This window comes from Citrobacter sp. U14242 (genome assembly GCF_046555775.1).
Classification (GTDB): Bacteria; Pseudomonadota; Gammaproteobacteria; order Enterobacterales; family Enterobacteriaceae; genus Citrobacter.
Genome location: NZ_JBKGLW010000007.1, coordinates 12,604 through 30,901 on the forward strand (window position 1 = coordinate 12,604; position 18,298 = coordinate 30,901).

General features: G+C 51.3%; 17 protein-coding genes. 9 read left to right on the forward strand and 8 right to left on the reverse strand.

The genetic code is table 11. The annotated features are described in order from the left end of the window. The first annotated feature begins 42 nt into the window (after positions 1-42). From uxuA to ACLJXE_RS12755, 5 genes are all read left to right on the forward strand, one after another. Entirely contained in the window at positions 43-1,227 is a 1,185-nt protein-coding gene (uxuA, locus tag ACLJXE_RS12735; RefSeq protein WP_286630624.1) for a mannonate dehydratase, read from the forward strand. 81 nt (positions 1,228-1,308) lie between these two features. Further along, positions 1,309-2,784 carry a fructuronate reductase gene (locus tag ACLJXE_RS12740; protein ID WP_410751047.1) on the forward strand — a complete coding sequence of 492 codons (1,476 nt, stop codon included), beginning with the start codon at positions 1,309-1,311 and terminating at the stop codon, positions 2,782-2,784. A gap of 177 nt (positions 2,785-2,961) precedes the next feature. Beyond that, on the forward strand, positions 2,962-3,735 hold the full coding sequence (gene uxuR / locus ACLJXE_RS12745; protein ID WP_286630626.1) for a Uxu operon transcriptional regulator: 774 nt from the start codon (positions 2,962-2,964) through the stop codon (positions 3,733-3,735). A 638-nt stretch (positions 3,736-4,373) separates the two neighbouring features. Beyond that, complete coding sequence (locus tag ACLJXE_RS12750; RefSeq protein WP_286630627.1) at positions 4,374-4,583, forward strand: hypothetical protein; 210 nt, start codon at positions 4,374-4,376, stop codon at positions 4,581-4,583. Positions 4,584-4,775: 192 nt separating this feature from the next. After that, a complete protein-coding gene (locus tag ACLJXE_RS12755) occupies positions 4,776-5,783 on the forward strand; it encodes a porin (protein ID WP_410751048.1) in 1,008 nt (335 codons plus the stop codon). Positions 5,784-5,846: 63 nt separating this feature from the next. On the opposite strand, the gene ACLJXE_RS12760 is transcribed toward ACLJXE_RS12755, so the two are convergent. The 6 genes from ACLJXE_RS12760 to ACLJXE_RS12785 all read right to left on the reverse strand — a co-directional run bounded on the left by ACLJXE_RS12760 (position 5,847) and on the right by ACLJXE_RS12785 (position 11,046). Further along, on the reverse strand, positions 5,847-6,248 hold the full coding sequence (locus ACLJXE_RS12760; RefSeq protein WP_410751049.1) for a hypothetical protein: 402 nt from the start codon (positions 6,246-6,248) through the stop codon (positions 5,847-5,849). A 279-nt stretch (positions 6,249-6,527) separates the two neighbouring features. Then, complete coding sequence (locus tag ACLJXE_RS12765) at positions 6,528-6,779, reverse strand: DUF3343 domain-containing protein (protein ID WP_271442259.1); 252 nt, start codon at positions 6,777-6,779, stop codon at positions 6,528-6,530. Beyond that, the gene (gene yjiL, locus ACLJXE_RS12770; RefSeq protein WP_410751050.1) at positions 6,776-7,543 is read right to left on the reverse strand and encodes a putative 2-hydroxyacyl-CoA dehydratase activator YjiL; all 768 of its coding nucleotides are present in this window, start codon (positions 7,541-7,543) and stop codon (positions 6,776-6,778) included. Before yjiL ends, ACLJXE_RS12765 begins: the two co-directional genes overlap by 4 nt. A 9-nt stretch (positions 7,544-7,552) precedes the next feature. Next, entirely contained in the window at positions 7,553-8,620 is a 1,068-nt protein-coding gene (gene yjiM / locus ACLJXE_RS12775) for a putative 2-hydroxyacyl-CoA dehydratase YjiM (protein ID WP_410751051.1), read from the reverse strand. Positions 8,621-8,764: 144 nt separating this feature from the next. Further along, positions 8,765-10,045 carry a DUF445 domain-containing protein gene (locus tag ACLJXE_RS12780; protein ID WP_410751052.1) on the reverse strand — a complete coding sequence of 427 codons (1,281 nt, stop codon included), beginning with the start codon at positions 10,043-10,045 and terminating at the stop codon, positions 8,765-8,767. A gap of 74 nt (positions 10,046-10,119) precedes the next feature. Beyond that, on the reverse strand, positions 10,120-11,046 hold the full coding sequence (locus tag ACLJXE_RS12785; RefSeq protein ID WP_271442254.1) for a LysR family transcriptional regulator: 927 nt from the start codon (positions 11,044-11,046) through the stop codon (positions 10,120-10,122). Positions 11,047-11,271: 225 nt separating this feature from the next. On the opposite strand from ACLJXE_RS12785, the gene ACLJXE_RS12790 reads away from it, so the two are divergent. Together ACLJXE_RS12790 and metC are read left to right on the forward strand one after the other, a co-directional pair. Continuing rightward, positions 11,272-12,504 (forward strand): dicarboxylate/amino acid:cation symporter, encoded by a 1,233-nt coding sequence (locus ACLJXE_RS12790; protein ID WP_410751053.1) that lies wholly within the window; start codon positions 11,272-11,274, stop codon positions 12,502-12,504. A gap of 20 nt (positions 12,505-12,524) precedes the next feature. Then, complete coding sequence (gene metC / locus ACLJXE_RS12795; RefSeq protein WP_332669350.1) at positions 12,525-13,715, forward strand: cystathionine beta-lyase; 1,191 nt, start codon at positions 12,525-12,527, stop codon at positions 13,713-13,715. 50 nt (positions 13,716-13,765) lie between these two features. On the opposite strand, the gene mdtM is transcribed toward metC, so the two are convergent. Continuing rightward, the gene (gene mdtM, locus ACLJXE_RS12800; RefSeq protein WP_410751054.1) at positions 13,766-15,007 is read right to left on the reverse strand and encodes a multidrug efflux MFS transporter MdtM; all 1,242 of its coding nucleotides are present in this window, start codon (positions 15,005-15,007) and stop codon (positions 13,766-13,768) included. A gap of 499 nt (positions 15,008-15,506) precedes the next feature. Between mdtM and ACLJXE_RS12805 the strand changes: the two genes are divergently transcribed. Beyond that, positions 15,507-16,457, forward strand: a complete 951-nt coding sequence (locus ACLJXE_RS12805) for an Rpn family recombination-promoting nuclease/putative transposase (RefSeq protein WP_410751055.1) — start codon at positions 15,507-15,509, stop codon at positions 16,455-16,457. Between the two features lie 43 nt (positions 16,458-16,500). Here the strand turns inward: ACLJXE_RS12805 and ACLJXE_RS12810 are convergent, their stop codons facing one another. Further along, on the reverse strand, positions 16,501-17,913 hold the full coding sequence (locus tag ACLJXE_RS12810; RefSeq protein ID WP_410751056.1) for a PLP-dependent aminotransferase family protein: 1,413 nt from the start codon (positions 17,911-17,913) through the stop codon (positions 16,501-16,503). A gap of 177 nt (positions 17,914-18,090) precedes the next feature. Here ACLJXE_RS12810 and ACLJXE_RS12815 point away from each other — a divergent pair, with 177 nt between their 5' ends. Continuing rightward, positions 18,091-18,255, forward strand: coding sequence for a DUF1127 domain-containing protein (locus tag ACLJXE_RS12815; protein WP_410751057.1), 165 nt, complete (start codon positions 18,091-18,093; stop codon positions 18,253-18,255). Positions 18,256-18,298: the final 43 nt, after the last annotated feature.

The following is an 18,298-nucleotide window of genomic DNA, read 5'->3' on the forward strand; positions in this document are numbered from 1 at the left end:
GTGTTTACGTCGGGGGCCAACAATGTGAAGAGGTTAAAAAGCATGGAACAGACATGGCGCTGGTACGGTCCTAACGATCCGGTTTCTTTAGCAGATGTGCGTCAGGCAGGCGCTACCGGCGTTGTTACCGCATTGCACCATATCCCGAACGGGGAAGTGTGGTCAGTTGAGGAAATCGAAAAACGCAAAGCTATCGTTGAACAGGCCGGGCTGGTCTGGTCGGTTGTCGAAAGTGTGCCGATCCACGAAGACATTAAAACCCGTTCCGGTAACTATCTGCAGTGGATTGCCAACTACCAACAGAGTCTGCGCAACCTGGCGCAGTGTGGTATTCGCACCGTGTGCTACAACTTCATGCCAGTACTCGACTGGACGCGTACCGATCTGGAATATGTCCTGCCGGACGGCTCCAAAGCATTGCGCTTTGACCAGATTGAATTCGCAGCCTTTGAGATTCATATCCTCAAACGTCCCGGAGCAGAAGCAGACTATACCGCTGAAGAGGTCGCTCAGGCTCAGGAACGCTTCACCACCATGACCGAAGAAGATAAAGCGCGTCTGACCCGCAATATCATCGCCGGTCTGCCGGGGGCGGAAGAAGGTTATACCCTTGACCAGTTCCGTCAGCACCTTGAGCGCTACAAAGATATCGATAAAGCCGCGCTGCGCGAAAACTTTGCCGTCTTCCTGAAGGCGATTATTCCGGTTGCTGAAGAAGTCGGTGTGCGCATGGCGGTACACCCGGACGATCCGCCGCGTCCGATCCTCGGCCTGCCACGCATTGTTTCTACCGTGGAAGATATGCAGTGGATGGTTGATACGGTCAGCAGCATGGCGAACGGTTTCACTATGTGCACCGGCTCTTACGGTGTTCGTGCGGATAACGATCTGGTTGATATGATCAAACAGTTTGGCCCACGCATTTACTTTACCCACCTGCGTTCCACGCTGCGTGAAGATAACCCGAAAACCTTCCATGAAGCGGCGCATCTCAATGGTGACGTGGATATGTATGAAGTGGTGAAAGCGATTGTTGAAGAAGAGCATCGCCGTAAAGCCGAAGGTAAAGAAGATTTGATTCCGATGCGCCCGGATCATGGTCACCAGATGCTGGACGACCTGAAAAAGAAAACGAACCCAGGCTACTCCGCGATTGGTCGCCTGAAAGGGCTGGCGGAAGTGCGCGGCGTTGAGATGGCTATCCAGCGCGCTTTCTTTAGCCGTTAAATCAGACCGGCCGGCAACCTGTCGGGCCGGCTTTTTCTTTTCTCTTCCCGTCGGCATTTCCGACGGGTTCTGGAGTTCACGATGACAACGACAATTGCCAATAGCAACCTGCCGGTTGCGCGCCCTGCATGGGATAACTCGCGCCTGCAATCCCGTATTGTTCACCTGGGATGCGGTGCTTTTCACCGTGCACATCAGGCTCTGTACACGCATCACCTGCTGGAAACTACGGACAGTGACTGGGGGATCTGTGAAGTTAACCTGATGCCGGGTAACGACTGTGTACTGATTGAAAATCTGCAAAAACAACAGCTGCTGTATACCGTGGCGGAAAAAGGCGCGGACAACACCGTACTGAAAGTGATTGGCTCGATGAAAGAAGCTATGCACCCGGATCTTGACGGCTGCGACGGTATTTTGCGTGCGATGGCGCGTCCACAGACGGCGATTGTCTCGTTGACGGTAACCGAAAAAGGTTACTGTACAGATGCCGCCAGCGGTCAGTTAGATCTCAATAACCCGTTGATTAAGCACGATCTGGCGAATCCGGCTGCGCCGAAATCGGCAATTGGCTATATCGTGCAGGCGCTGCATCTGCGTCGTGAGCAGGGTCTGCCGGCATTTACCGTGATGTCCTGCGACAACGTGCGTGAAAATGGCCACGTGGCGAAAGTTGCGGTACTGGGGCTGGCGCAGGCGCGCGATCCACAACTGGCGAAGTGGATTGAAACGCATGCGACCTTCCCATGCACCATGGTGGATCGCATTGTTCCGGCGGCGACGCCAGAGACGTTGCAGGAGATTGCCGATCAACTGGGCGTTTACGATCCGTGCGCCATCGCCTGCGAACCGTTCCGTCAGTGGGTGATTGAAGACAACTTCGTGAACGGTCGCCCTGACTGGGATAAAGTCGGCGCGCAGTTTGTTGCCGATGTCGTGCCGTTTGAAATGATGAAACTGCGCATGCTTAATGGCAGCCACTCTTTCCTTGCGTATCTGGGCTATCTCGGTGGTTATGAAACGATTGCCGATACCATGACCAACCCGGCGTACCGCAAAGCCGCGTTTGCATTGATGATGCAGGAGCAGGCCCCCACACTGTCGATGCCGGAAGGCACCGATCTCCATGCGTATGCGACCCTGCTGATCGAGCGTTTCAGCAATCCATCCCTGCGCCATCGTACCTGGCAGATTGCTATGGATGGCAGCCAGAAACTGCCGCAGCGCCTGTTGGATCCTGTTCGTCTGCACCTACAAAACGGCAGCGACTGGCGGCACCTGGCGCTTGGTGTGGCGGGCTGGATGCGCTATACCCATGGCGTGGATGAGCAGGGGCAGACAATTGACGTTGTCGACCCGATGCTGGCGGAATTCCAGCGCATCAATCAGCAGTATCAGGGCAGTGAACGCGTTATGGCCCTGTTGGGATTAAGCGGGATCTTTGGCCATGATTTAGCGGAAAACGCTGATTTTGTGGAAGCAATTATCGAGGCTTATCAGCAACTGTGCGAGAAAGGCGCGCGCGAGTGTGTCGCAGCACTGCACGCTGACGCATAACCCCCGAACTATGACGGGTCAATCAAAATATCTGTTTGGTTGACCCGTTTTCTGTTTTTGGCTTGCCGCAAATGCTATAGTTCAGGCGACATAAAGGTTATTTGTAGGCCTGATAAGGTGCGTCCGCAGCCATCCGACCTACGGATCTGAATAAACGCATCTGACGGATAGAACATAATGAAATCGAACACTTCTCAGCAAAGACCCTACCAGGAAGTGGGGGCCATGATCCGCGATCTCATTGTCCAGACGCCATACCAACCCGGCGAGCGCCTGCCCCCGGAGCGTGAAATAGCCGAGATGCTCAATGTCACCCGTACGGTGGTGCGCGAAGCATTAATCATGCTGGAAATTAAAGGGCTGGTGGACGTGCGGCGTGGTGCCGGGATCTACGTTCTCGACAACGTTAACGCGCAGACAATCGACAGCACGGATATTAACCATTGCAATGATGCGGGGCCTTTTGAGCTGTTACAGGCACGCCAGCTATTAGAGAGCAATATCGCCGAGTTTGCTGCATTGCAGGCCACGCGCGAGGATATTGTCAAAATGCGCCAGGCATTGCTACTGGAAGAACGTGAGCTGGCCTCCAGCGAACCAAACGGCTCGGAAAGTGGCGACATGCAGTTTCACCTTGCCATTGCCGAGGCCACGCACAACAGTATGCTGGTTGAGTTATTTCGCCAGTCATGGCAGTGGCGTGAGAACAACCCGATGTGGATCCAACTGCACAGCCATCTTGACGATACCCATTACCGTAAAGAATGGATGGGCGACCACAAGCAGATCCTGGCGGCACTCATTAAAAAAGATGCCCGCGCGGCCAAACTGGCAATGTGGCAGCATCTGGAAAACGTTAAACAACGACTGCTGGAGTTTTCAAACGTTGATGATATCGACTTTGATGGTTATCTGTTTGATTCCTGGCCGTTGGATACTGTTAGCGCCTGATTTTTCTTCCCTTTTACAACGTGGGCCATCCCGGCCTGCGTATCACTTCCTGCTGATTTCCTCTGACTATTTTCCCCGTCTGGACGCGACGTAAAATAATGGTTCCATCAATGCAGATGGCGTTTTTTGCAGCGTAATCACGCGGCGAAAATTGACATATATCAATTAAAAACAACTTATTTTCGCGTGCAAAAAAATGCATCATTTACCTTATTTTTACCTTTTCGTGCTTATTTTTCGACAAAACAGGTCAATGCGAAGTGAGAATCACACTGATTTGCCCAACGGTTAGTGTCGTTAATATGTACTTAAAGGCGTATAAAAACAGAGGATTTAGATAAAAGTAGACATTAATCACGCTCTGTAACTTATTGGCCAGAATGATGTTTTGATTACGCAGGTTGATTACTCGTCCAGCCTCTCCCATTTTAATCAAATGAGTAAGAATAAATATTCGTAAAGTAAAAATTACATATTATTCTACAATCAAGTTATCTTTCACTTGAAATATCGTTCCACTTTTTTTGTGTTCATTAACAGTTTCATTACTATTGTGATTTTTTTTTGCCGTTGACATGTTTTTACACTGACTGCATATTTCATCGCCATAAGCGTGTTATTGCGTTCAGGAGTTAAAAATGCCTTCTCGAGATTATCCAGATATCCGAAAAGCCAGAGGAACCCGATCTAAAGATATGGTCCTTTTAAGTGCCCGTGTTGATACTTCTCTTTGGGAATATGTCCGAACACTGGCATTTGAAACGCGTAAAAGTAAACAAGATATTATTGCGGAAGCGTTAATGTTGCATCGCTCTATTAATGAGAGCAAAAGCGAAAGTTCAAAGTAGTCTCTCTCTGTTCGGGTTTTATTTAAAACCCAAAATAAAATATGTCTTGCCACTTCATTATTACCTTTATCGGTATGTTTTTTGGTGTGTTATTGGTGTTTCCCCTTAATCCATAGGGGACTTTTTTATGCAGGCGTTTCGCCTTCATAACAAAGTTGATAGCAAAATTCACAATTAAAAGTGAGTAACAACATGAAAAAGTCAGTAGTGGCATTAGCTGTAATGGCATTAGGGGTAACCTCCGTTCATGCAGCGGAAATTTATAATAAAGATGGCAACAAATTGGATCTGTACGGCAAAGTAAAAGCGGTACATTCCTGGACTGACGGTAAAGATGCTGATGGTACTTACGCGCGTCTGGGTTTTCGCGGTGAGACCCAAATTAACGATCAACTGACCGGTTACGGCCAGTTTGAAAGTCAGTTCGATGCTTCTAAGGCTGAAGGGTCACAGAATGGTGTTAATACCCGTCTGGCGTTTGCTGGTCTGGATTACGGCCATGACGTTAGTTTTGACTACGGTCGTAACTACGGTATCGCTTACGATGTGGGAGCTTACACTGACACTCTTTCAGAGTTCGGCGGCGACTCCTTTGAGGATACTGACCGTTTCCTTACTACACGCACTTCTGGCGTTGCAACACTCCGCACCAAAAATCTGTTTGGTGCCGTTGATGGTCTGAACATCGGCGCGCAATACCAGGGTCAGGATGATACCAATAGCAATCCGGCTAAGCAGCACGGCAATGGTTATGGCTTCTCCCTGGGCTATGACAATATTGCGGATTCCGGCGTTTCTGCCATTGCGACCTATACCACTAACTCCGTGACTGCTGTGCAGAAACGTAGCGGCTGGGAAGGTGACAACGCTGAATTCTGGGGCGCTGGCCTGAAATATGACGCGAATGCTATCTACGTTGCAACCCTGTACGGCGAGTCCCACAACCTGATTCAGGATACGGACAAAGCACAGCATTTTGAAGCGATGGCTGCCTATGTGTTTGATTTTGGCCTGCGTCCGAACGTGGCATACGTTCATGCGCGTGACAATAACAACACTGACCTGACCGAATACGTTGCGCTGGGTACTGATTACTACTTCAACAAAAACATGGTGGCCGATGTAGGTTATAAAATTAACCTGCTGGATGGCAAAAACGACGATAACCAGGTTGTGGCTGGTCTGACTTACCAGTTCTAAGTTTTTGTGATGATTGAAAAAGGCGTCTTTAGTAAGACGCCTTTTTTTATATGCTTTTAAGGCTCACATTGGTTGGTTTTGTTCCGGCTGCAGATCGCTAAATAGCCATTTCCAGATATCCACTTTTACCCATGCAACGGCACAGAGAATGAGGTAAAAAAGAGGATTATGCGTAATGGAGATACGCATGACTTCCATCAGGTCTACATGTAAGTTTCCGGCTATTGCCATGTTGATGACAAAAATAGAAGCAATAGCACTGGCCAGTAAAATAATAATGGCCTGTATTTTTGTTACCTCCGGAAACTTCCCGGAAGCCCACTGCCACAAGAAAACGGTTGTCAGCAGAAATATAATAAACAATCCGGCCGCACCAAATAGACCAAATTTTTTATAATCACCTACTGTGCTAATTAAACCAGCCAGAATAATCAACCCAAGTATGAGTTTTTTTAACCTCGACATGTACTCTTCCCGGAAGTGTTGTTGCAATTTAATTAATATGTCCATTTTTACGCATGTGCTATCAGAAAATGTATATACGTAAAAGTGAATTATAAAGTGTTTAGAGAGGTGTTTGACGGTTATTTACAGGTTATTAAATGCTGACATTTAATTGCAGAGCAATCTGATGAAGATATCTTTATGACGTTAGCGGAGTGATGATCTTTACAGACTATACGCTGTTGTTTATAGCCTGGATAATTCGAGTATATATCCGCGTTTCACGCTAATCCGGCATGTTCAGGAGGCGGGGAACGCGGCTATACAGCGCCAGTCTCCGTTTTCCTGGCGGTAGATAGATTCGGTATGACCTGGGATCACCCATTCTTCCTCCATACCAGCAACACAGTCTATGTAGATACAGAGTCCGCAGCCACCGCGTAGCTCGCGGGGAATATCCGCCACCCGAAAGCGGACTCCTGCGGCCTGTAGCGTCTTGCGCATTTTGATGACACCAACGGTGGAATGAAACAAGAACAGCGTTTCCTTCACTGACGTTTCCCCTGACGCTGGCCTATCAGCGCAGCCCCGATTGCTCCGGCAAACTGTGCGTCGGGGTGCGTGTGTACGGGAATGCCTACATGCTCTTCAAGCATACGGGCAAAGGCATGACAGTGGCTGACTCCTCCGGTAAATAACAGCGGTGCTTGTGCTGAAAGCCGCCCGATGAAGTTTGCGCTGCGTCTGGCCATCGCGTTGATCACGCCAGCCAGAATCGCCTCTGGCGCAATGCCCGCAGAGCGCAGGCTAATGACTTCTGACTCGGCAAATACGGTACACATGCTGGTGATAGCATGCGGTTCGACGCCAGCAGTAATCGTATCCAACTGCTCTACGCTGGCTCCGAGGGTGCGTGAGATGACGTCCAGAAATCGTCCGGTTCCGGCCGCACATTTGTCATTCATTAAGAAATCGCTGAGATTACCATCGTCATCCAACTGGATGACTTTACTGTCCTGGCCACCGATATCAATGACTGTGCGGGTACCGGCAGCCAGCAATCGCGCACCAAGTCCGTGGCAGGAAATTTCAGTGACCTGTTTGTCGGCATAATCGACGAGCTGCCGTCCGTACCCGGTGAGGGTTAAAAAAGGCCTGTTCTCCAGCCCAGCCTGCAACGTTTCCCATGCCTGCGCGATCGCGTCTGCGGGGCGAAAAGGCGTTGGGCAGAGGAAGCGGCGCCTGATGACGTTACCTTCCAGCAAAATGCCTTTCGTCGCCGTGGATCCAGAATCAATCCCAATTGAGTATGTCATCCGCGTTTCTCACAGCATTTCAATGAATGCGGCGACGCGGGTACTGAGCTGGCCGATATCTGCACTGGAGTAGTCGGTTTCAATCGCGATATAAGGAATGTTGTGCTGTTGGCGTACATGACGCTTTATCGCGAGCGATTCAACGGCGTAGGTATGGCAAGCCTGCAAAATGACATCGACGACGCCGTCAGCCTGGTACTCTTCAACCATTTGACTGAGCATTTTCAGACGTTGATCGTTAGGAGAAATACAGGAGCAGCCGATGGAAAGGTATTTATCAGTCAGCGCGTCGTAGACATCGCCGGTTTCCGCCACGCATTGTTCGGTGGCTTTTGCGCCGGTGCAGTTTTCATAACCCACGACCCAACCGCCGTTTTCTTCAATGGCACGAACGACTTTTTCTGCTGCACCGCCAATGGGGCAACCGGTGATCAGAATACGGGGTCGTGATGCCAGACGTTTTCCTGCCTGCCATTCCAGATGTACGCGCTCGGCCATGCTATTAAGCTCGTCGATCAACGCTTCTTTATCAAAGCGGAAGGTGGCGCCGTAGACGACTTTCAGAATGTCACTGCCGCTAAGTGCGGGGGGGTTAAGTTGACCCACGCGGTAGAAATTCGCCAGCGCCCGCCGTTCCTGGTTTTTGAGAATAACGGCTTCACGCAGCGCCGCATCGCTGGCGCTGTTGGGCAGTTGCATTACATGTACCGCTTTAAATTCGGCCATGTACTCGTACATTTTCTTTTTACCATCGCAGGTGGTTTCGCCCACTACCAGGTCAGAGAAATAGAAGTAGGGGCATTTGTCGGTTTTGCCAAACCCGTAGCTGCTTTTAATTAGCGGACACAGGTTCCGCGGCAGATCTTTTTCGGCTTCTTCAATGGTTTCATCAGAGGTCGAGCATAGGGAAACGACGACCGCGCCCGCTGCCATTGCAATCTCCTGCGGCATAAAGGTGCAATAGGTCCCCACGAGCGGAATACCTTGCTCTTTAAGATCCATGACGGTGAGAAAACCTTTCTGACGGGCGTCGGAGAATTGGTTGAAAATGGCGGGTAAATCAGTGATTAGCGACATGATTTTCCTTCCCCGTAACACGGGAGACAGTAAAAAGACGCCGCATTATAACCCTGCAATTCATGTGTATTTCTTGATCTTCCTCGCGATGTGTCACATTGATGTCGCTAAGTGACGGTCAGAGCCCTCTGTTCGTGGTTCTTCTTAAAAATTCGCCAGCGTTAGCAGGGAAGGAATTTGCGACAACAGGTATAGCACCAGTCCGATAGAGCCGCCAACCAGCGTGCCGTTGACGCGAATGAACTGCAAATCTTTGCCGATGTTCAGCTCAATTTGCTGTGACATATCGCGGGCATCCCAGCTTTTCACTGTGTCGCTAATATGGCGTGTCAGGAAGCTGGCGAACTCTGGCGCGACCTTCTGAGCGGCCTGTTCCAGATGCCCATTCAGCGACGCGCGCAGGGCACCGTCGGCAACCAGCGTTTCGCCAAACCATTGTCCGGCGCTGGCGATGCGCTGCTTCACGTGAGAATCGTCGGCGTTAATGTCGGTTTTCACCCACTGGCGTAGATCCGACCACAGCTCGCCGAGATAACGATTAAAGGCTTCGTCTTCTTTCAGATAGCTTTTGAGACTCTCTGCCCGGACGGCCATTTCCGGATCGTGTTTGAGCTTCCCGATAAGCCTTAATGTGGCGCGATCGAAGGCGTGGCGGATCTGATGTGCCCGATCGTGGCTGATATCATCCAGCAGGGAATTGACCGCATCAGAGACCAGTTCGGCGCTGTGTTCGCCCAGCCATTCGGTCGGCAGGATCTTCGCTTTGAGCGGGTGCTCGGTCTCCAGCCAGCGCACTACCTGCTGGGCGATAAATGCCCGTGAACTGTCGCGCTGGAGCAAGGCGATCAGTTGCGCAATTAGCGTATCGAGTAGCTCCTGATGGCGATTGTTTTTGGTCATGCTTTCCAGCATCAGTGCGCTGGTGCCGGAGAGATCCACTTTATCGATGGCCTTGTGCACCGCGCGTTTGATCAGCCGCTGTATGCGGGCGTCGTCGGTCAGTTCCAGAAAGCCGCTCATGATTTGCAGCAGATGCTGGCCGATGCGTTGGGCGTTTTCCGGCTGGCTAAACCAGTTCCCGATCAACAGCGCCGGTTCATGGCGACGGATCAGTGCCACCAGAGACTGGGTATCGAGGAATTTCTCTTGCACAAACTGCCCAAGGTTTTCGCCAATTCTGTCCTTATTGCGCGGGATAATCGCCGTATGTTGCGAGATAAATGGGATCGGCACCCGGCGAAAAAGTGCTACTACGGCGAACCAGTCCGCCAGTGCGCCCACCATCGCTGCTTCGGCAATCGCCTTGATCCCGAGCACCCAGAAGTTGGGCGGCAAAAACAGTGTGATGACGAACGTAGCGGCAGCGATCAGCAGCAGAGAGAGCGCCAGTCGTTTGGCGCGTTTGAGTTCAGCAATTTTATTCATAGGCTTAAGGATAGAGCCTGACGGCGGGATCGCGCAAAATTTGTGGTGTGCCTCCCATTTTTGATGGGAAGCGCTTATCCAGGGATCCAGTTATCCCAGGCCGGTAGCGGGCCAAGTTCTGCGACCAGAAAATCGATAAACGAGCGCACCTTCGGATTGCTGTACTTGCTGGGGAAATAGAGCGCATACAGGGCGTGAGTTTCACAGGTGATGGTGCCGTCGAGCATCAGCGGCGTAACCTCCTCTTTTTGAATATGATCGCCAATCAGATAGGTGGGTAAATACGCCACGCCCTGATCTTCCAGCACTGACTTCAGTAATACCAGACTGCTGTTAGCCTGGATAGGCATATGCAGCTTCAACTGATGCAGACGATCCTGTTCATCGGCCACCTTCAGCACCGGTGTGAGACCGGGGTAAACCAGGCAGTCATGATCCACCAGATCGCTGCGACGCTGGGGCATGCCTTTTTTGGCAAGATAGCCGGGCGACGCGCAGTACGCCCAGCGGATAGGCACCAGCTTGCGCATGGCATAGTTCTGCGGTGGTGCGGTGGAGATGCGCAGGGCGATGTCGAAATCTGTTTCATTCAGATTAACGAAGTTATCGTTGAGATCGATATACAGGTTCACATCGGGGAACTGTGAACGGTATTTATCCACCAGATTTACCAGCCGCGAATAACCAAAAGCAATGGAACAGGTTATGCGTAATTCGCCCTGCGGGCTGTGATAATAACCAGAGGTGGTATTCAGCGTTTCATCAAATTCTGTCAGTAACTTATTGGCGCGGTTAAATAAATATTGCCCGGCATCGGTCAGGGTAATACTGCGGGTGGTGCGTTTAATTAATGTCGTCCCTAGCGTATCTTCCATCGCCGTCAGGCTTTTGCTGACCGCTGACGGCGACACATTAAGCTGAGCGGCAGCCTCCGATAAACCTCCACAGTCGACGATTTTGACGAAAAACTCCAGATGCTTGAGTGAAATCGGCGTACTCATAGTTTCCTTTTATTCACAAGTGATTTGCAAAAACGGTACGAATAGGCCGTTACATTCGCATTTTAAACATGCAACTATTGAATCACAGGAAACAACTTGCTGGCAAAATGAAAAAATAACAACTTAAGTGAGTTGCGTCACAAAATATCGGGGGGCTAAGCAAAAACTCATCAAATTGTGAATTTAATCTCATTTAATATTATTTAAAATTAAAAGGTACCGATTATGTGGTCACGACTCGAACCCTACAGATCATCGATTATTTTATTAGTTGCTCTGGTGATTGGCGGCTTATTAGGTATTTATGCCCCGACGTTTGCCAGCAAGCTCCAGCCAATAGGTCAGATATTTTTAAACCTGTTATTTATGATTATTGTGCCGCTGGTGGGGATCAGCGTCATGTCCTCTATCGCCAGTATGACCGACCTGAAAAGGTTGGGACGTATTATGGCGATCATTTTTATTGTTTCGATCGCGATGGCCTTTATTCCGGCTGCCGGGATCGTGGCGCTGGCGCTATGGTATAACCCGGCGCAGGGTGTCACTATCGATCTCTCGCAGTCTGTTCAGGCGGGCAGCGGTAAGATGGATTTTGTCAGTATGATCACCACCAGTGATTTTATCGGACTGTTTTCTAAGTCCAATATTCTGGCCCTGATCGTAATGGCGATTATTGCTGGTGTGGCGATTGGGCAATCGGATCAGGCAGGTAAACGTATTGCGTCGCTGCTGGAAGATGCTAATACCGTGATCATGAAGATCGTCTCGATCATTATGAAGGTCGCACCGATGGGGCTGGGCTGCTATTTCGCCGCCACTATGGCCAGTCAGGATTCTGCTCTGCTGTTAACCTTTGCCCGCGCCATCGGCCTGTTTATGGTTGCCACGCTGGTCTACTTCATTTTCGGATCCATTCTCTATTCGTATATAGGCGGTGGTATCCCGGCGGTTAAAGCCTTCTGGCGTAATGCGATTGAACCCTCGGCTACCGCGCTGGGGACCTGTTCTTCGCTGGGGACGTTACCTGTAACGCTGCGTGCCGGTAAGGCGATGGGGATCAACCCGGAAATCGTTGATGTGTCCATTCCGCTGTTGGTTAACCTGAATAAAGGCGGCGTGGCGATGATTGCCGCGCTGAAAATTGTCTTTATCTATTCCGTGCTCGGCATGGAGTTCACCACCGAGACCTTCTTCCTGACCATGCTGATTGCGGTGTTGTCCGCCATTATTGTCGGCGGTGTACCGGGTGGGGCGTTCCTCGGTGAAATTTTTATCGTCACTACGCTCGGCCTGCCGATGGAAGCGATCCCGATGCTGGTGGTACTGGGCACCATTACCGATGCGCCAGCCACGCTGATTAACGTTATCCACGATTTGAATGCGGCACAGATTGTCGAACGGTTCGCTGGAAAAAAGCAGACCAACGCTGAACTGAATTCTACTGCCGCCGTTGTATAGATTAAGAAACAGGAGATGTTATGAAAGACGCAATGAAGCTTGAGACACAATTGGTGGTTGCAGGTCGCGACAAACGTTACACCCAGGGCGCGGTGAATCCGGTTATCCAACGCGCCTCTTCACTGGTGTTTGATACCGTGAAGGACAAGAAATTTGCCACCGCCAATCGTGCGAATGGCGAACTGTTTTACGGCCGTCGCGGCACTTACACGCACTTTGCTTTCCAGAAAGCAATGAGCGAACTGGAAGGGGGAGTGGGTTGTGCGTTATACCCGTGCGGGGCCGCGGCAGTGACCAATGCGATTCTGGCGTTCGTCCAAAGCGGCGATCATATCCTGATGACCGGAGCGGCCTATGAACCAACTCAGGATTTTTGTAATAAGATCCTGAGTAAATTCAACGTTGAAACTACCTATTACGATCCGCTTATAGGCGCAGGCATTGTCGATCTTCTGCGTCCTGAGACGAAAGTGGTGTTCCTCGAGTCTCCCAGCTCAATCACCATGGAAGTGCAGGATGTGCCGGGAATGGTGAAGGCGATCCGCGCGGTGAACCCGGAGATCGTCATCATGATCGACAACACCTGGGCGGCAGGCGTGCTGTTTAAAGCGCTGGATTTTGGCGTGGATATTTCTATTCAGGCAGGCACGAAATACACCATTGGCCATTCGGACGGCATGCTGGGGACGGCGGTGTCCAATGCCCGCTGTTGGGATCGTCTGCGCGAGAACTCCTATCTGATGGGGCAAACGCTGGATGCCGATACGGCCTACAACGGTAGCCGAGGGCTGCGTACCCTGGCGGTGCGTCTTAAACAGCATCAGGAAAGCAGCATCCATATTGCCCGCTGGCTGTCGGCAAGGCCGGAAGTGGCGCGGGTGAACCATCCGGCGTTACCGGAGTGTCCGGGGCACGAGTATTTTCAGCGTGACTTTGCCGGCAGCTCGGGCCTGTTCTCGTTTGTGCTGAAAAAGCGACTGACCGACGAGCAGATGGCGGATTTCCTCGATAACTTCTCGCTATTCCATATGGCCTATTCGTGGGGCGGATTCGAGTCGCTCATTCTGGCCAACCAGCCGGAAGAGCTGAACAGCATTCGCCCGGCCGGGGATGTCGATTTCAGCGGCACGCTGGTCAGGGTGCATATTGGCCTTGAGGATATTGGCGACCTGATTGCCGATCTTGAAGCGGGATTTGCGCGCATCGCATAACGTAATGTGATTAATGCCGGATGCAGTGTTTGCACTGCATCCGGCAAGTTTTAATTCTCGGTGGCTAGCGCTGTTGCCTCGTGCTGGCGTACACGTCTTAATAATTCTGCCAGCGTGAAAACAACGGCAATACCCGCCACTACTGCCAGCAGGTGAAATGAAACCCTGCCGCCGTTAAACCACAGCCAGCGTCCGATTTCGACCGATACTGCCATCACCGTCAGGATCACCATATTCAGCGATGCGGAAACCGTACCCTTTGGTAAGTTGTTGGAAAAAAGCGTAAAACGAAACAACGTCGGGAAGATCATCCCAATGCCAAACGCATACAGGCTGGTTCCCAGCACTGACCACAACCACACATGTGGCCACAGTAAATTGCCAACAATCAGCACCGCCAGTCCGCTTAGCTGAATGGGAGCTGCGCGCCAGATGAACCGCGGTCGGGTCGGGTCCTTCACAAAACGAACCACCACCATATTGGCCACGATCACTGCGCCAAACACCGGAGCCTGCGCCCAGGCAAACTGCGATGTGGTCATGCCGCCTGCATCAATCAGGATCACCGGTGAGACCGCTACCCAACTCATCATCGGGATATAGCTTAACGACAGCGTGGCTGCGCCAAACAGGAAAACCCGGTTGCGGAAAACGTCGCGGAAATCACGCAGTACGCTGCGCGCGCTGAATGGCACCGCGCTGCGCTGGACGGTTTCCGGCATTGCCAGCAGCAGGCCAACAAAGGCGATAAGCCCCATGGCGGCAATAATGGCAAACAGAATCTTCCAGTGGACAAAGTGCATCAGCGCCGCCCCGGAGAGCGGGCCGATCACCGGGGCAACCAGCACAATGGAGGTGATAATCGCCATCAGCTTGATGGCTTTTGTCTGACCAAATGCCTCCTGCACCGTGACATAACCCACAGTGGCGATAAAGCAGATGCTGGTTCCCTGAATGAAACGCGCAACCAGAAATTGTGTCATCGAGGTGGTGAACAACGTAGCCGTGCAGGCGAGCGTAAAGATTAACGCCCCTGCGATCAGCACTGGTCGGCGGCCAATCCGGTCGGAAAGCGGGCCTAACAACCACTGTAACGCCATCCCGCCTGCCAGATAAAGGCTGACCGCAGCCGGTGCCAGGCTGACATCGGCGTTGAAATCGCGCACGACATTGATGATGCCAGGCTGGATCAAGTCCGTCGACAGATAGGCGGCGAAATCGTACAGGATCAGCGCGATGGGGAAAAATAGCGTCGTGGCGCGTTGAGCGAAAAACGCGAGAATCCGTTGCATAAAACAGCTCCTTGTCGGGAGAAAACCCTCAACGGGAATAGCGAAATTCAATACCGTCTTTGAGACGTCAGACCGATGACAGAAAAAAGCAGACTGCAAATGTACTGAATTTCATGTAATCAAAAACGCTGCCTGCGCGAGGCGCAAACAGGAGAAACGTTCTCAGACTCAGGTCAGAAAACGTAACGATTACAGGTAATCATCAGCACATCGCACCTCGGGAATAATAAGTTGAACGGATAATAGTCATCCGCAGTGTAATGCGGACTGGATATTAATTAAACGAGTTTATCGGGTTAATGCGTAGAAATTAAAGGGACTTAACGCGGGAATGTGCATTGAAATCGCGCTTCTGCGTGAGGCATTCCAGACAAATGCACACGTTACAAAGGGATGTTTTTATCTCTGATAACGCCTCGCAAAGAGAAAATATCACAGGTGAGAGTGCGATTTTCTGACGCTACAGTCATGGCATCTTATTTCCAGGTGACGGATCGCCATGAATACAGCACCGACTTCCACGCCGCATGATGCGGTTTTTAAGACGTTTTTACGTCACCCTGAGACCGCGCGGGATTTTCTGCAGATTCATCTTCCTGCTTCGTTGCGTGAAATGTGCGATCTTCAGACGCTGAATCTCGAGTCTGACAGTTTTATTGAAGAGGATTTACGTGCGTACTATTCCGATGTGTTGTGGTCGGTGAAAACGACGGAAGGGGATGGATATATTTATGTGGTGATTGAACACCAAAGTACACCGGATGCGCATATGGCATTCAGATTGATGCGCTATGCGATAGCGGCCATGCAGAAACATTTAGATGCCGGGCATCAGCAATTACCGCTGGTGGTACCGATGCTGTTTTATCACGGTGCTAAAAGTCCGTATCCCTGGTCATTATGCTGGCTGGACGAGTTTGCTAACCCGAGGCTGGCACGCCAGCTGTATGCTGCAGCGTTTCCGCTGATAGATATTACGGTCATCCCTGACGATGAAATTGTGCAGCATCGACGTATGGCATTGCTGGAGCTAGTCCAGAAACATATCCGTCAGCGCGATCTTATGGGGTTGGTCGAACAAATTGTTTCTCTGCTCGTTACCGGGTCCACTAATGACAGCCAGATCAAGACACTGTTTAATTATATTTTGTGCACCGGCGATGCACCTCGCTTCAATGAGTTTATCCGTGAGGTTGCCGAACGTTCACCACAACATAAGGAGAATTTGATGACGATTGCAGAAAGGCTGCATGAAGCAGGATTACAAAAAGGCAGGATGGAAGGTCGACAAGAAGGTCGACAAGAAGGCCGAGAGGAAGGGCTTATCGAAGGTCAACGCGCTGAAGCACGGCGTATTGCTCGCACCATGCTGGCTGATGGTATCGAGATCAGTACGGTACAAAAAATTACCTGCCTTCCCACTGATGAGCTTTATAACCTGAGCCATTAGGTATTACGGAAACGGCGTACTCTTATGCTACCGGGCATCCAATTTATTCTATCGCCACCTTTACCGCTTCGCCGAGCTTTTGCATCACTTCCCGATGCTTCTCGTTGGGTGGCAGCGCGCAGTTGATGCGCACACAGTTGCGATATTTTCCGGATGCGGAGAACAGCGATCCCGGTGCGACCTGTATTTTCAGCCGACAGAGTTGTTTAGCTACGCAGACCATATCGACCTGCAATGGCAGTTCGACCCAAAGCATAAAGCCGCCTTTTGGTCGGGTGACGCAGATCCCGCAGGGGAAGTATTCGCGCACCCAGCAGGTATAGATTTCCATATTTCGCTGGTAAATCTGACGAATACGGCGGACATGGCGATGATAGTGGCCCTCGCGCACAAAGGTTGCCGCTGCAAACTGCGTGGCGGGAACGTTGGTGCCGATAACGGCGTATTTTTTATGCAGAAGTTTGTCATGGTAGCGACCCGGAATAACCCAGCCCACGCGCAGGCCCGGGGCCACAGATTTGGTAAATGAACTGCACAGCAGCACTCGACCATCAATGTCCCAGGAATGGATTGTACGCGGACGTGGGTATTCGGTTGCCAGCTCGCCATACACATCGTCTTCAAAAATCACAATATCGTGGCGCTGGGCGAGGGCGAGGACCGCCCGCTTACGTGCATCCGGCATAATAAACCCGAGTGGATTATTGCAATTAGGGACCAGGATCACCCCTTTGATCGGCCACTGATCCAGCGCCAGCTCCAGCGCTTCAATGCTGATCCCGGTATCCGGATCGGTCGGGATTTCAATAACCTTAATCCCTAAGCCGCGTAACAACTGCATTGTGCCGTAGTAGGCGGGTGACTCGACGGCGACGATATCTCCTGGCTGGCAGACCGTCAGCAGCGCCAGCGACATTCCGCTCTGGCTACCGTTGGTGATGATAATGTCATCCGCATTGACCACCGAGCCGCTGTCCAGCATCAGACGGGCAATCTGGTTACGCAGCTCTCGGCATCCAGCCAGTTCATCGTAGCCCAGTACCGCTCCTAAATTGTGCTGCACTACGCGGCTTAATTCGCGCCAGAGCGGTTTCAGGCTGGGTTGATTGATATCGGGGACGCCGCTGCTGAAAGGAATTATCGATTTGTCTGCATGACCTGCCAGCATGTCCAGCACCTGATCCCACTGGGTTATCTCTACCGGACGCTGGACCGGGCGCGACATCAGTGGTACGGGAGGCTGCGCTTTTTGCGGCGCGACAAAGTAACCGGAACGCGGCTGCGGGGTGATCAGCTGCCGCTGTTCCAGCATCTGATACGCCTGCTGTACGGTACTGATACTCACCCCGTGTTCCTGGCTCAGGCTGCGCACCGACGGCAGTTTCTCACCATGGCGATACAACCCCTGCTCAATGCGTTCGGCCAGTAGTGTGGCCAGATGTTGGTAACGCGTCATGCTGTATCCCTCATTGTTGCCATACAGATGGATAAACCAATACAGAACGATGGAAAAAACCGTATGCAGATGCTGTTTTAATCAATCTGTATGTTAAATAAAAGTACTTTTTGAGTCTGTATTGTACCTGGCCAAATCCGTGAAGATAAAGCCTCTGGCAAGACGGGGAGGTAAGGTATGGAATTTCACGAGAATAAAGCTAAGCAGCCGTTTATTGGATTTGTGCAGATTTGGCAGGCGATAAAACGCTGGCACCTGCGGGCGCAAACGCGGCGTATATTGCAGCAGATGAGCGACGAGCGGCTGCGGGATGTCGGGCTGCGACGCGATCAGGTGGAATGATTTTTCTTCCGATGACAAAGGCCGGTGGTTATCGCCCTGGCTT

Coding starts and splice junctions, on each gene's coding strand:
- uxuA (WP_286630624.1), top strand. CDS start 43: ATGGAACAGACATGGCGCTGGTACGGTCCTAACGATCCGGTTTCTTTA.
- ACLJXE_RS12740 (WP_410751047.1), top strand. CDS start 1,309: ATGACAACGACAATTGCCAATAGCAACCTGCCGGTTGCGCGCCCTGCA.
- uxuR (WP_286630626.1), top strand. CDS start 2,962: ATGAAATCGAACACTTCTCAGCAAAGACCCTACCAGGAAGTGGGGGCC.
- ACLJXE_RS12750 (WP_286630627.1), top strand. CDS start 4,374: ATGCCTTCTCGAGATTATCCAGATATCCGAAAAGCCAGAGGAACCCGA.
- ACLJXE_RS12755 (WP_410751048.1), top strand. CDS start 4,776: ATGAAAAAGTCAGTAGTGGCATTAGCTGTAATGGCATTAGGGGTAACC.
- ACLJXE_RS12760 (WP_410751049.1), bottom strand. CDS start 6,248: ATGTCGAGGTTAAAAAAACTCATACTTGGGTTGATTATTCTGGCTGGT.
- yjiL (WP_410751050.1), bottom strand. CDS start 7,543: ATGACATACTCAATTGGGATTGATTCTGGATCCACGGCGACGAAAGGC.
- yjiM (WP_410751051.1), bottom strand. CDS start 8,620: ATGTCGCTAATCACTGATTTACCCGCCATTTTCAACCAATTCTCCGAC.
- ACLJXE_RS12780 (WP_410751052.1), bottom strand. CDS start 10,045: ATGAATAAAATTGCTGAACTCAAACGCGCCAAACGACTGGCGCTCTCT.
- ACLJXE_RS12785 (WP_271442254.1), bottom strand. CDS start 11,046: ATGAGTACGCCGATTTCACTCAAGCATCTGGAGTTTTTCGTCAAAATC.
- ACLJXE_RS12790 (WP_410751053.1), top strand. CDS start 11,272: ATGTGGTCACGACTCGAACCCTACAGATCATCGATTATTTTATTAGTT.
- metC (WP_332669350.1), top strand. CDS start 12,525: ATGAAAGACGCAATGAAGCTTGAGACACAATTGGTGGTTGCAGGTCGC.
- mdtM (WP_410751054.1), bottom strand. CDS start 15,007: ATGCAACGGATTCTCGCGTTTTTCGCTCAACGCGCCACGACGCTATTT.
- ACLJXE_RS12805 (WP_410751055.1), top strand. CDS start 15,507: ATGAATACAGCACCGACTTCCACGCCGCATGATGCGGTTTTTAAGACG.
- ACLJXE_RS12810 (WP_410751056.1), bottom strand. CDS start 17,913: ATGACGCGTTACCAACATCTGGCCACACTACTGGCCGAACGCATTGAG.
- ACLJXE_RS12815 (WP_410751057.1), top strand. CDS start 18,091: ATGGAATTTCACGAGAATAAAGCTAAGCAGCCGTTTATTGGATTTGTG.